The organism is Pseudomonas sp. RIT-PI-S (assembly GCF_025642975.1).
GTDB lineage: Bacteria > Pseudomonadota > Gammaproteobacteria > Pseudomonadales > Pseudomonadaceae > Aquipseudomonas.
The window spans coordinates 228,398-241,222 of record NZ_JANZKJ010000002.1 but is presented as its reverse complement, the minus strand read 5'-3'; the positions used below and the strand labels follow the sequence as shown (position 1 = coordinate 241,222).

10 protein-coding genes are annotated in these 12,825 nt (G+C 63.2%); 9 read left to right on the top strand and 1 reads right to left on the bottom strand.

Annotated features, from left to right (window positions below; genetic code table 11):
• The first annotated feature begins 16 nt into the window (after positions 1–16).
• Genes waaF through OGL93_RS05115 form a run of 7 tightly spaced genes read left to right on the top strand, consistent with a single transcriptional unit; the run spans position 17 to position 6,974 of the window.
• The gene (waaF, locus tag OGL93_RS05145; RefSeq protein WP_263261305.1) at positions 17–1,066 is read left to right on the top strand and encodes a lipopolysaccharide heptosyltransferase II; all 1,050 of its coding nucleotides are present in this window, start codon (positions 17–19) and stop codon (positions 1,064–1,066) included.
• Positions 1,067–2,128, top strand: a complete 1,062-nt coding sequence (waaC, locus tag OGL93_RS05140) for a lipopolysaccharide heptosyltransferase I (RefSeq protein WP_263261304.1) — start codon at positions 1,067–1,069, stop codon at positions 2,126–2,128.
• Entirely contained in the window at positions 2,128–3,252 is a 1,125-nt protein-coding gene (locus OGL93_RS05135; RefSeq protein ID WP_263261303.1) for a glycosyltransferase family 4 protein, read from the top strand. The genes waaC and OGL93_RS05135 overlap by 1 nt, the downstream gene beginning before the upstream one ends.
• Positions 3,249–4,055 carry a lipopolysaccharide core heptose(I) kinase RfaP gene (rfaP, locus tag OGL93_RS05130; RefSeq protein ID WP_263261302.1) on the top strand — a complete coding sequence of 269 codons (807 nt, stop codon included), beginning with the start codon at positions 3,249–3,251 and terminating at the stop codon, positions 4,053–4,055. Before OGL93_RS05135 ends, rfaP begins: the two co-directional genes overlap by 4 nt.
• Positions 4,055–4,789, top strand: coding sequence for a lipopolysaccharide kinase InaA family protein (locus tag OGL93_RS05125; RefSeq protein ID WP_263261301.1), 735 nt, complete (start codon positions 4,055–4,057; stop codon positions 4,787–4,789). Before rfaP ends, OGL93_RS05125 begins: the two co-directional genes overlap by 1 nt.
• A complete protein-coding gene (locus OGL93_RS05120) occupies positions 4,786–5,538 on the top strand; it encodes a lipopolysaccharide kinase InaA family protein (RefSeq protein WP_263261300.1) in 753 nt (250 codons plus the stop codon). The genes OGL93_RS05125 and OGL93_RS05120 overlap by 4 nt, the downstream gene beginning before the upstream one ends.
• The gene (locus OGL93_RS05115) at positions 5,538–6,974 is read left to right on the top strand and encodes a lipopolysaccharide kinase InaA family protein (RefSeq protein ID WP_263261299.1); all 1,437 of its coding nucleotides are present in this window, start codon (positions 5,538–5,540) and stop codon (positions 6,972–6,974) included. Before OGL93_RS05120 ends, OGL93_RS05115 begins: the two co-directional genes overlap by 1 nt.
• A 59-nt stretch (positions 6,975–7,033) precedes the next feature.
• On the opposite strand, the gene OGL93_RS05110 is transcribed toward OGL93_RS05115, so the two are convergent.
• The gene (locus OGL93_RS05110; RefSeq protein ID WP_263261298.1) at positions 7,034–9,973 is read right to left on the bottom strand and encodes a DUF6543 domain-containing protein; all 2,940 of its coding nucleotides are present in this window, start codon (positions 9,971–9,973) and stop codon (positions 7,034–7,036) included.
• A gap of 165 nt (positions 9,974–10,138) precedes the next feature.
• On the opposite strand from OGL93_RS05110, the gene OGL93_RS05105 reads away from it, so the two are divergent.
• Together OGL93_RS05105 and OGL93_RS05100 are read left to right on the top strand one after the other, a co-directional pair.
• A complete protein-coding gene (locus OGL93_RS05105; RefSeq protein WP_263261297.1) occupies positions 10,139–11,881 on the top strand; it encodes a carbamoyltransferase in 1,743 nt (580 codons plus the stop codon).
• Positions 11,878–12,780 (top strand): glycosyltransferase family 2 protein, encoded by a 903-nt coding sequence (locus tag OGL93_RS05100; protein ID WP_263261296.1) that lies wholly within the window; start codon positions 11,878–11,880, stop codon positions 12,778–12,780. Before OGL93_RS05105 ends, OGL93_RS05100 begins: the two co-directional genes overlap by 4 nt.
• The last annotated feature ends 45 nt before the right edge of the window (positions 12,781–12,825 follow it).

The following is a 12,825-nucleotide window of genomic DNA, read 5'->3' as shown; positions in this document are numbered from 1 at the left end:
CGTTTGCGGGAAACCCATGAGAATTCTGATCATCGGGCCCAGTTGGGTCGGCGACATGGTGATGGCCCAGACGCTGTTCCAGTGCCTGAAGGACCGCGATCCCGACTGCCAGATCGACGTGCTCGCCCCGGAGTGGAGCCGGCCGATCCTCGAGCGTATGCCCCAGGTGCGGCAGGCACTCAGCTTCCCGCTCGGCCACGGTGTGCTGGACCTGACGACTCGCCGCAAGATCGGCCGCTCGTTCAGGGGCCAGTACGATCAGGCCATTGTGTTGCCGAACTCGCTCAAGTCCGCGTTGGTGCCATTCTTCGCCGGTGTAGCCCGGCGCACCGGGTGGAAAGGCGAATTCCGCTATGGCCTGCTGAACGACCTGCGCGTGCTGGACAAAGCCCGTTACCCGCTGATGATCGAGCGCTTCATGGCCCTGGCCTACCCGCCCGGAGAAGAGCTGCCTACGCCGTACCCGCAGCCGCGGTTACGCATCGACCCGGCCAGCCGCGCCGAGGCACTGGCGCGGTTCGATCTCATGCTGGACCGCCCCGTGCTTGCACTATGCCCAGGGGCGGAGTTCGGCGAATCCAAGCGTTGGCCGGCCGAGCACTATGCGGAAGTCGCCGAAGCGCGTATCCGCCAGGGCTGGCAGGTATGGCTGTTCGGTTCGCAGAAGGATCAGCCCGTCGCAGAGGCTATCCGCGATCGGCTGATCCCAGGCCTTCGCGAGGAAGCCATCAACCTGTGCGGCAACACCTCGCTGGCCGAGGCCATCGACCTGATGTCCTGCGCCGCGGCGGTGGTTTCCAACGATTCGGGGCTGATGCACGTGGCGGCCGCATTGAACCGTCCATTGGTGGCGGTCTACGGCTCTACCTCGCCAGGCTTTACCCCGCCGTTGGCCGACCAGGTCGCGGTTGTACGCCTGGGTATCGATTGCTCCCCGTGCTTTGAGCGCACCTGCCGCTTCGGCCATTACAACTGCCTGCGCCTGCTCGACTCACAGCGAGTCGTGGACGCCCTGCAAGGCATGGAGCCGGCAGACGCTGGCCACCTCATGGCAGGGGCCGATTAAGTGCGGGTATTGCTGATCAAGACTTCGTCGCTCGGGGACATCATCCACAGCCTGCCAGCGCTTACCGATGCCGCCAGGGCCATCCCCGGGATCCGCTTCGATTGGGTGGTAGAGGAGGGTTTCGCGGAACTCCCTACCTGGCATCCGGCGGTCGATAAGGTCATCCCGGTCGCGGTGCGCCGCTGGCGCAAGAACCTCTGGCAAACGATAAAAACCGGCGAGTGGCGCCGCTTCAAGCAGCAGCTGCGCGAACGCCACTACGACCTGGTGATCGACGCCCAAGGCTTGCTGAAAAGTGCTTGGCTGACTCGCTACGTCAAGGCTCCGGTAGCCGGGCTGGACAAACGTTCGGCCCGCGAGCCGCTGGCTAGCCGTTTTTATGACCGTAAGCTGGGCGTGGTGCGTGGGCAGCACGCCGTGGAGCGGGTACGCCAGCTGTTCGCGCTGGCGTTGGGCTATGACCTGCCGCATACCCTGGGGCAATACGGCCTAAGCCGTTCGCGTCAGCTGGCGGTGCCGCATCCGGTGCCCTTCGTGGTGTTCCTGCACGGTACCACCTGGGACAGCAAGCACTGGCCAGAGGCCTATTGGCGCGAGCTGGCCGAGCGGCTAAGGCTGGCCAATATCGGCGTGCGCCTGCCTTGGGGCAACGAGGCGGAGTTTCGCCGCGCCCATCGCATTGCCGCGGGCCTGAACAACGTGGCGGTGCTACCCAAGCTTAACCTGGCCGGCGTGGCCGACGTGCTGGTCAAGGCCCGCGCCTGCGTGGCCGTGGACACCGGCCTGGGCCATCTGGCCGCTGCGCTGGACGTGCCTACGCTGTCGCTGTATGGGCCGACCAATCCAGGCCTGACCGGTGCCTACGGGCGCGCCCAGGAACACTTGGGCAGCGACTGGCCCTGCGCACCCTGCCTGCAGAAAACCTGCACTTACAAGCCGACGCCGGAAGACCTGCGCCGGCACGACATCAAGCGCGAGTGGCCGCTGTGCTTCACCCGCGTGAACCCCGAGCGAGTGGCAGGACGCCTGAGCGCGCTGTTGTTGGCCGAGGACCTGCGTTGATGCAATTGGCTTTCGTTCTATACAAATACTTCCCGTTCGGCGGATTGCAACGCGATTTCATGCGCATCGCCCTTGAATGCCAGCGGCGCGGCCACCAGATTCGCGTGTACACGTTGATCTGGGAGGGCGATGTGCCAGCTGGCTTCGAAGTGTTGGTAGCGCCCGTAAAGGCCCTGTTCAATCATCGGCGCAACGAAAAACTCAGCGCCTGGATGGCCGCGGATCTGGCCCGGCGCCCGGTGGATCGGCTGATTGGCTTCAATAAGATGCCGGGGCTGGACGTTTACTACGCCGCCGACGGTTGCTATGAAGACAAGGCGCAAACCTTGCGCAACCCGCTGTATCGCCGCTGGGGCCGCTACCGGCACTTCGCCGAGTACGAGCGTGCGGTGTTCGCTCCTGAAGCACGGACCGAAGTGCTGATGATTTCCCAGGTACAGCAGCCGCTGTTCATCAAGCATTACGGCACACCCGATAGCCGTTTCCACTTGTTACCCCCTGGCATCTCCCTCGACCGCCGGGCGCCGGCCAACGCCGCCGAAGTACGCGCCGCGTTTCGCGAGGAGTTCGGCCTGGGCGCGCAGGACAGGTTGCTGGTGCAGATCGGTTCGGGGTTCAAGACCAAGGGCGTCGATCGCTCGCTCAAGGCGCTCGCCGCGCTGCCGCCTGAGCTGCGCCAGCGCACCCGGCTGTTCGTGATCGGCCAGGACGATCCCAAAGTGTTCCAACTGCAAAGCACCGCCTTGGGCCTGAACGATCAGGTCCGCTTCATGAAGGGGCGCAGCGACATCCCGCGCTTCCTGCTGGGTGCCGACGCGTTGATCCATCCGGCCTACAACGAAAACACTGGCACCGTGCTGCTCGAAGCCGTGGTGGCCGGCTTGCCGGTCTTGGTGACCGCCGTGTGCGGGTATGCCCATTACATCGACGAGGCGCAAGCCGGCGTGGTGCTCCCGGAGCCGTTCGATCAGGGTGAGTTGAACCGCCAATTGCAGCGGCTGCTCGAAGATGATCGCGCTCGCGCCGAGTGGTCGCGCAACGGCCTGGCCTTCGCCGACCATGCGGACCTGTACAGCATGCCCGAACATGCTGCCGACGTGATCTTGCAGGAGCGGGCAGCATGAAGCTGATGTTGGCAGAGCCGTTCAAGCGCCTGTGGGCCGGTGCGGACCCCTTCGTTGCGGTCGAAGGCCTGCAGGGCCAGGTATACCGCGAGCTGGAAGGGCGCCGCACGTTGCGTACCGAGGTTCAGGGGCGCGGGTACTTCGTGAAGATCCATCGTGGCATCGGCTGGGGCGAGGTGTTCAAGAACCTCTTCAGCGCCAAGCTGCCAGTGCTCGGTGCCGGCCAGGAATGGCTTGCCATTCGCCGCTTGCACGAAGCCGGTGTGCCGACCATGACCGCCGTAGCTTATGGCGAGCGTGGCGCCAACCCTGCCGCGCAGCACTCGTTCATCGTCACCGAGGAACTGGCGCCCACCGTCAGCCTGGAAGACTACAGCCTCGACTGGCGCGCCCGGCCTCCGGCGCCGCGGACGAAGTGGGCGTTGATCCAGCGTGTCGCAGAGATGACCGGCGGCATGCACCGCGCGGGGGTCAACCACCGCGATTGCTATATCTGCCATTTCCTGCTGCACACCGATCGCCCATTCGACCCGGCCGATTTTCGCTTGTCGGTGATCGACCTGCACCGCGCCCAGACCCGCTCACGTATCACTCGCCGCTGGCGCAACAAGGACTTGGCCGCGCTGTATTTCTCTGCGTTGGACATCGGCCTTACCCGCCGCGACAAGCTGCGCTTTCTTCGCGCTTACTTCCAGCAGCCGCTGCGCCAGGTGCTTCGCGACGAAGCACCGCTCTTGAGTTGGCTGGAGCACAAGGCCAGCAAGCTGTACGCACGCAAGCAACGCTACGGGGATGCGCTCTGATGGCCGGATGGAAACTGGACCCGGGCTGCGAGGAGCTGGCCAGCGTATTCGGTAGCCTGGACGCGGTGTTCGCCCTTCAGGGCGAGCGGCTGACCCGCGACCCGCTCTCAGAGCTGGTGCGAGTGATGCACCAGGGCGTGGCGTATTACGTCAAACGCTACACCAGTGCCGGCAAGGGCCTGCGCCGTTACTTGGGCAAGCCGCGGGTAAAGGCCGAATGGCAGAACCTCAAGCGCTTCGCCAAGTGGGGCATTCCCACGGCGCAGGTGGTGGGCTTTGGCCTGGAGCGAGACAACGGCTCCTTTGAGCGCGGCGCGATGATCACCCGCGAACTGCCGGCTACCGAGGACCTCTGGCTGCTGGTCAGGCGCGAGGACCCGCGCCTGCGTGACCGTCGCTGGGTCGACCACGTCAGCCGGCAACTCGCCCAGCATACCCGCACCCTGCATGATCACCACTTCACCCATAACGACTTGAAGTGGCGCAACCTGCTGGTCGACGCCGACGGCACGCTGTACTTGATCGACTGCCCCAATGGCGCCTTCTGGTGGGGTTTCATGTTGCGTTACCGGATCACCAAGGACCTGGCCTGCCTGGACAAGGTTGCCAAGTACCAACTGTCCGCGACTCAGCGGTTACGGTTCTATCTGCAGTACCGCAGGCGCGATCGGCTCAATGCCTCGGATAAAAAACGCATCCGGCATATCGTCGGTTTCTTCGAGGGCCGGGAATGAAGGTCTTTATCGCGCCAGGTGACCAGGCCCTATTGGCCAGCCGGGGCTTCACCGCTTTCGATACGCTGTGGGCGCTGCCGTTGACCGCCGTCGATGAGGCCAATGTTGGCCGAGGCGGCTGGAGCCAGGTGTTTCGCCTGGACCTGGGCGATCAAGGCTTTTATCTCAAGCGCCAGGCCAACTACCTGACCCGCAGCCTTCGCCACCCACTAGGGGAGCCAACGGTAGCCCGGGAATTTCGCAACATTCGCCGTTACCAGCAGCTCGGGGTCCCGGCCCTTGAAGCCAGTTACTTTGCCGAGCGCCACCACAATGGTGAATGGCAAGCGATGCTGCTCACCCGTGCCCTGGATGGCTGGAGCGAGCTGGGCGCATGGCTGGCGCAGTGGCCGGTGCTCACCTCCACACGCCGTGCGGCGCTGACGCAGGCATGCGGTGAGCTGGCGCGTCGGCTGCACCGCGCCGGGTTGGTTCACGGCTGCTTCTATCCCAAGCACATCTTCTTGCGTGCCGAGGGTGAGGGTTTCGAAGCACGCCTGATCGACCTTGAGAAAACCCGCGGCACCTGGCTTGGCCAGCGCGACCGGGTCCGGGATCTGGAACCGTTGCTGCGGCGGGCCCAGGCTTGGTCCGAGACGGATATACGCGGCTTTCTTTCCGCTTATCTGCAAGCCCCCGCCAATGACCCGCAGGTCACTGCCTGGATGGAGCAACTGGTTGTGCGCCGGCGCCACAAGGAGGCACGTTGATGTCTTTGCAACAGTTGGCGCGGGCGGGTCGAACGCCGGCGTTGCCACTTTCCCTGACCCTGGCCGACGCCGCCGGCCCGGCCCAGTTGCAACTGCTTACCTTGCTGCGGGTTTTGCCGGGGCAGCGTTACGTTGGGGCGGGTGTATGGCGCGGGCGCGCGGTGCTCGCCAAGCTGTTGGTCGGGCCCCGCGCGGCGCGGCAGTTCCAGCGTGAGCGCGAGGGCGCCCGTTTGCTGTCGACGCAAGGCTTGGCCACGCCGACGCTGCTGGCCGAGGGCCTGCGCGAGGGCGAAGGCGGCTGGTTGCTGTTCGAATTCCTCCAGGGTGCTGAAAACCTCGCCACCGCCTGGGCCGAGATCGAGCCGCTGGAGCCGCTGGCCGATGCGCAGACCCAAGTGCTCGGCGAGGCCCTTCAGGCCATTGCCGGCCTGCACGCCAAGGGCCTGTGGCAGGAGGACCTGCACCTGGACAACCTGTTGCGCTGCGGCGGGAGAGTCTATGTGGTCGATGGTGGTGGCGTGCGCGCCGAGCAACCTGGCCAGCCCCTGTCCCGGCAACGGGTGCTGGAGAACCTGGGCGTATTCTTCGCACAGCTGCCTCAGGCGTTATCGCCCTTTATTGAAGAGCTGCTGGTGTACTACCTGCTGGCCAACAGCGAGCATGCCTTGCCGCTAGAGGCGCTGGAGAAACAGATTGCCAAGGTACGCGCGTGGCGCTTGCGCGACCTGCTGGCCAAGGCGGGGCGCGACTGCACGTTGTTCAGCGTTAGCCGTGGGCCGTCGATGCTGCGCGCGATCCCCCGCGATGAAGAGGCGGCGATCCTGCCCGTGCTGGCCAATGCCGACCAACTGATCGAGCATGGCCATCTGTACAAGACCGGCGGCGCGGCCACGGTTGCGAAGGTCAACGCCAATGGGCGCCCGCTGCTTATCAAGCGATACAACATCAAGGGCGTGGCCCATTGGTTCAAGCGCTTCTGGCGGCCCAGCCGCGCCTGGCACTCGTGGATCGAGGCGCAGCGCCTCGGTTTTCTCGGCATTGCCACGCCACGCCCCTTGGGCGTACTGGAACACCGCACGCTGGGCCTACGGGGCTCCGCTTATCTGATCACCGAGCACTTGCAGGGGCCAGACCTGATGCAGTGCTTCAGCGCCCATGTCGACGATGCCCAAGTTCCAGAAGCTCAGTTGGAGGCGCTCGATCGCTTGTTCGCCAGCTTGATCCGCGAGCGGATCAGCCACGGTGACATGAAGGCGTACAACCTGTTCTGGGAGCGGGGCCAGTGGTCGATGATCGACCTGGATGCCATGCAGCAGTACTCCTCCCAAGCCAGCTTCATTGCCGCCTATGGGCGGGATCGCGCGCGTTTCTTGCGCAACTGGCCGGCATCCAGCGCGTTGTATCAACGGCTGGATGAACGGCTGCCTCGTTTGTAGCGTCAGCCGAGCTGCGGGGGTGTGGCGAATCCCGCGAGCCGGTTGCACGGCCCTGCGTTTTAGCCGAGCTCGAACCACTCGCTGCTCAGGTCGCTTTGCCGTACCTTCGCTTCCCAGCCGCGCGCGGGGTCATGGCGGAAAAGCACCGTGAGCACTGCCTCTGGCTGCTGAGTCGGTGGAATCAAGACGGTATAGCGCCCAGGCAGCAGGCTTGGGCGAACCGCCAACACGCTCTCGCCAATGCGCAGGTAATGCTGGCCATTGATAACGCTCGGTAAGCCCGGGCTCACGCCCGCGGGCGGGTCAGGTAACCGCACACGTTGCAGTAGCGCCGGGATATCCGGAACCGGCCCACGCCAGCGGATTTCATCGACCATTTCCCAATTTCCTTCGCGGTTGCGCCGCACTATCGGTTTGTATCGAGCGTGTGGCATGCGTGCATCAACCACTCGCCAGTGCTCACCGTCGTTAAGGACTTCGTACTGACGTCCGTCGCGATCAGTAATGAAGTACTGCGAAGCGCCGCCTTCCATTCCCTGAGCTTCGTACACCCCCTCTGCGTAATCGGTGACAAGGCGGTAACGCAGATAAACGCGTTGTTGCTTGATCGCATAATGGGTATGCAAAGGAACCGGCGCCCCTAACGGTAGGCGCCGTGCGAGCTTGCCGAACAGTGGGCTGGTTGAAAGGGCGACCGTGGCCTCGAAGAGGTTCGCGTAGCCATCGAATGCATGCAGCAGCACTACGCTCTCCGATTCCTCGCCAACGGCCAGGTAGGCTTGGAGGAACGACCAGATTGCCCGGCTCAGCGATAGCACCCCTGCCACGCGGCTGGGCAATACCAGGCAAACAATTTCAGTAAGGGTCACCGCCACTTCGGCGATGGCTTGCAGGTTGAGTTCCCGGTTCGACGCGCTCAGGGCATCGGCATTGGCCATCACCAGCCGCGTTTCTGAGCGGTAGGCATTATCGAAAAAGTTATGGCTCACTGGCCGCGCTGCCACATGCGAGGCCAATGCCGGTGTGCCGAGCAGTGCCTCGATGGCGCCGCGTTCAGCCAAAGCTACACGTTGCACGATGTACGGCTTGGTAGCGGGATCGTTCAACCACTGCGTGGCGACCGCTTGCCTGTTCTTGAACCAGCGCCAGCTTTGTCGCAGCGGGCTTCCGGGGGTGTAGAGCGCAACCGGTTGCGCGCTGGTGGAGCCCACAGGGCCGAACAGGTACACCCCATCGATCGGTGTATTGCGAATGAACAATTGCCATACGCCGACAGCCTGCCCGCCCACCCTCCGCCGTAGCGCTGGCGAGGGCGCCTCCAACACTGCCGATATCCAGCTCCCGGCCTGCCCTCCAGGCCCAAGTTGCTCGCGATAGCGGGCCTTGAGGGTTTCGACCTGGAGCTTTGCACGCAACAACCGGGCATGCCGTTCCCGACGCCATTCGGCTTCTGGCCCATAGCGCAGGCGGCGCAACAGATAGCGCCCATACTCGCCGCCGACATTAGCCCGGCGCACCAGTTGGCGTACCTTGGCCGGGCTTAGCCCCGGAATGGGCCGCCCTGCGTCGTCCCGTACCCTGGCGGTGAGGAAATAGTCCCAGTCGAGCGGCGATATGTTTTCTATGGCCAGCTGAACCAGGGTCCGGGTTTGTGTGGTCAAAATGACGGAACTGCTGGTATGCCCGGATACCCGTGCAGGCACGGACCCGGACGGGTGGAGCGGATTGACCAGCGGGCCACCTGGGTCGCTCGACGTCACGGAGATAAGGATCCGCTCCGGAGATAACGTGATGCCTAACGGCTCCAGCAGCTGGGTCAATTGGTCATGGGCATATTGGCGCAGCCACTGGGGGTCGGCGAATTCTCGGGCGGAGGGCAGCCCTGGCGCGATCGCATTGGCAGTGGCCAGCCCCAACTCGCGCATGCCTTGCAGCAACTCCAAGCGCTGCGGTTGCGACATGCGAGTCATCCAGGCGGGCATGTCCCGCTCCAGCAGGAGCATATAGCGGGTGAGCCTTGGGCCTTGGCTGGACAACAGTGCATAGGGGTTGGCCGCGCCGGCGAGGACATCGCTGGCGGAGCCGAGGTCATCCTGTTGCAGGTATTTTTCGGCGTGCGCCCAGGCGTGGCGGACGACGGCGTGTTGGCGACGCTCCAGGCTGAGCTGAAGAAACACAAGCAAATCGCCGGAGATGGGTTCGAAGGTCAAGCCGTTGCAGCGCAGTGAGGCGCTTTGCCGTTCAGGGTCGAGCGAGGCGAGCAGGGCGGCACCCTGGCGATCGTCTTCCAAACGCTCGCCGAGTTCCTGATAAAGCGCTTGCAGGGACTCGAATGTTTCCAGGCCGTGGGTCCAGGTGCTCAGCACCACAGGCTCGGCGAGCGACCGGCGAGGGTCGAGCCGGCAGACCACGAACGCCCCTGGCAGCACCCAGCGAGCATAGCCGCTGTGCAAGGTCACGGCGCCTTTCCACGTTGGGGCGGCAGTCGCACCCCCGAGCACGTCCAGCAATTGCCGGTAGGCCACTTCGCCTAAGGTGCGGTCGGCATGGCGCAGGCGAGCCTGGCTGCGCAGATGCTCCCGGCACAATTCGATCAGCCACTGGCGCGCCGGCTTCCCGCTTACCCGAACGACTGCCCAAAAGCGCGTGAGCCCGTCGAGGTGCAATTGCTTCAAATCATGTCCAGTGCGCTCGAGGAATCGCCGCGCCCAATGATGTTCCTGCTCGCTGATGGGTGCAAAGCCGTTGGGAAGCCGGCGTTGTATAAGGCCTTCAACCAACGAGGCCCCTCGCGCCACGGCACATAGATGCTGAATAAGTGACTTTCCGCCGAGGTACAGCTGTTCCAGTGGCACTTCGGCCAGCGGGGTGGGCATGGCATCCCTGAAGCGTTGCTCGACGACCGAGCGTAACGTGGGTAGCTGTGCCAAGCCCTGTGAAAGGAGGTTATCCAGGGTGTCCAGCTGGGTCATTGGGTCGGTTTGGTAATGTTCGGTCATTGGCGTGCCCCTGAGAAAAAGGGGGGCAGCCTGCCATTGCACGGCGAGCGCCTGGGCGTGCATAGGTATTGGCTCGCGAGCGGTTGGGTTATACTCGCGCGTTTTCGATTAACAGCAATATTGGCGCCCAGCTGGCGCGTATTGAGTACACAGAGGCTCTGACCCTTGGCATTGACGATTCTCGGGCTGTCCGGCGCCCTCAGCCACGACCCTTCCGCAGCGTTGTACATCGACGGCAAGCTGATCGCTGCCGCCGAAGAAGAGCGTTTCGTGCGGGACAAGCATGCCAAGAACCGCATGCCCTACGAATCGGCGAAATTCTGCCTCGAACAGGCCGGTATCACCCCGGCGGATGTCGACGTGGTCGCCATTCCGTTTGCCCCGATCAGCTTGTTCGGCAAGGCCCGCTGGCACTATGCCAAGCGCTATTGGTATGCCCCGGACCGTGCGCTGGACGCCCTGCTGATGGGCAACCGCCGCTACAAGCGCTACCGCAAGAAGATCGTCTGGTGCCTTGAGCAACTGGGCTTTGATCCCAAGAAAGTGAAGATCGAGCCGGTCGAGCACCACCTGGCGCACGCCTCCAGCGCTTACCACTGCTCAGGCTTCACCGAGAAAACCGCGATCCTGGGGATCGACGGCAAGGGCGAATACGCCACCACCTTCTTCGGCTACGGCGAAAACGGCAAGATCCACAAGCTCAAGGAGTTCTACGACCCGGACTCGTTGGGCGGCCTTTACGGCGCGATCACTGAATTCCTCGGCTTCGAAATGCTCGATGGCGAATTCAAGGTCATGGGCATGGCCCCGTATGGCGATGCTAGCCAGTACGACTTCTCGCGCCTGGCTACCTTTGAACATGGCGAGCTGGTAATCAACACCGACTACGCCAACGTGATTGGCCTGCGCCGCTACAAGGAAAAGGGCAAGGGCTTCTACTTCTCGCCCAAGCTGATCGAATGGCTGGGGCCCAAGCGGGAAGGGGACATCGCCGACGAGCCCTATATTCACTACGCGGCCAGCATGCAGGCGCTGTTCGAGAAGCTCGCGCTGCAGATGATCGACCATTACTTGGGCGACGTGCTGAAAGAAACCGGCAAGCTGGCCTTCGCTGGCGGCTGTGCGCTGAACGTCAAGTTGAACCAGAAGATCATCGCCCGCCCGGACGTGAAAGAGCTGTTCGTGCAGCCGGCCTCCGGTGACGCCGGTACCGCCGTCGGCGCAGCGGCGTATGTCTCCCACGCACGTGGCGTGCCGGTGGAGAAGATGGAGCACGTGTACCTCGGCCCCGCGTACAGCAACGAAGACGTGATCGCCGCCTGCGCCCGTCATCCCAGCAAACCCAAGTGGCGGCAAATCGAAAACATGCCGCAGCAGATTGCCCAGATCATGGTCGATGGCAACCCTGTGGCCTGGTTCCAGGGGCGCATGGAGTTCGGCCCGCGGGCCTTGGGTGGCCGTTCGATCATCGGCTGCCCGAGCGTGCCGGGCGTGGCGGATCGCATCAATCACCAGATCAAGTTCCGCGAACGCTGGCGCCCCTTCTGCCCGTCCATGCTCGACACCGTGGCGCCGCAGATGATCAAGGTCGACCATCCCGCCCCCTTCATGACCTTCACCTTCGAAGTGGCGGACGAGTGGAAAACCCGCGTGCCGGAAGTGGTACACGAAGACGGCACCTCGCGCGCTCAGGTGCTCAAGCGCGAATACAACCCGCGCTACTACGACATGATGAAGGCGCTGGAAGACCTCACCGGTAACGGCGTGTCGCTCAACACCTCGCTCAACCGCCGCGGCGAACCGATGATCTGCTCGCCAACCGATGCCTTGAACATGTTCTTTGGCTCGGACCTGCAGTACTTGATCATGGAGGATGTGTTGGTGGTCAAGGATTCGGAGCTGGGATGAGTCCAAGGAATATCCTGATCAGCGTGGTTATACCCACCTATAACTACGCTCATTATCTAACCCGGGTATTAGATTCCATTACTTCTCAGGTAATGGAAAATATTGAAGTCATTGTTGTAGACGACGGCTCGACCGACGGAACATTGGAATTGCTTCGTCAATACGCTAGCCGCTGGCCGGTGGTTGATGTGGTAACGCAGAGCAACGCCGGCGCCGGCGCCGCACGTAATGCGGGCATACGCAGGGCTCGCGGTGAATATATCCTGCCACTGGATGCCGATGACGAACTGACCCCTACTGCGTTGGCGGCGTTCAAGGAGGCGGTCTCATCGAGGCCCGAGCTGGATGTTGTGTTAGGCGGTCATATATCGGTAGGGCCAGATGGGAAAGAAAAATCCCGGATGCCGGCCGCGGTATTAGCGATGCCTGAATACGCAATGGCGCGGCAGTATCTGTTGGAAAAGCGCATCGCCATTTCGCACAGCTGCACATTGTTCAGGCGAGCCTGTTTGCTCGCTCGTCCTTATCCGGAAAACCTGAAAGCGGGTGAGGATATACCGGTATTTGCCTACGTTCTCGTGAGCGGGCAGGTGGGAACTATTGCGCAACCAATCGCCAGGATTCATAGGCATTCCGATAGTTTGCGCAATACTCGCGATGAAGAGCGGACGGCCCTGGCCATTGTCGAGGAGGTCTTCGCCACGCTCCCGGCACCTTGCCAGCCGCTACGCTGCCGGTATAAAGCCCAGCGCTACCTTTCGCTGTTCCGTAACTCCATTCTCGCCAAGGACTGGGCGGGCGCCAGGCGTTACTACTGGCTTGCGTTCAGGCTGAGCCCAGCACAAGCGTTGCGCTGGGACTACTTCAAGAAATTGAGCCGCATAGTCTTCAGGCGCTGAGATCGATGCGCCTATGCGCTACCTACTGTAAGGGGGTGGTGGTGC

Coding starts and splice junctions, on each gene's coding strand:
- OGL93_RS05125 (WP_263261301.1), top strand. CDS start 4,055: ATGGCCGGATGGAAACTGGACCCGGGCTGCGAGGAGCTGGCCAGCGTA.
- rfaP (WP_263261302.1), top strand. CDS start 3,249: ATGAAGCTGATGTTGGCAGAGCCGTTCAAGCGCCTGTGGGCCGGTGCG.
- OGL93_RS05100 (WP_263261296.1), top strand. CDS start 11,878: ATGAGTCCAAGGAATATCCTGATCAGCGTGGTTATACCCACCTATAAC.
- OGL93_RS05115 (WP_263261299.1), top strand. CDS start 5,538: ATGTCTTTGCAACAGTTGGCGCGGGCGGGTCGAACGCCGGCGTTGCCA.
- OGL93_RS05120 (WP_263261300.1), top strand. CDS start 4,786: ATGAAGGTCTTTATCGCGCCAGGTGACCAGGCCCTATTGGCCAGCCGG.
- OGL93_RS05135 (WP_263261303.1), top strand. CDS start 2,128: ATGCAATTGGCTTTCGTTCTATACAAATACTTCCCGTTCGGCGGATTG.
- OGL93_RS05110 (WP_263261298.1), bottom strand. CDS start 9,973: ATGACCGAACATTACCAAACCGACCCAATGACCCAGCTGGACACCCTG.
- waaF (WP_263261305.1), top strand. CDS start 17: ATGAGAATTCTGATCATCGGGCCCAGTTGGGTCGGCGACATGGTGATG.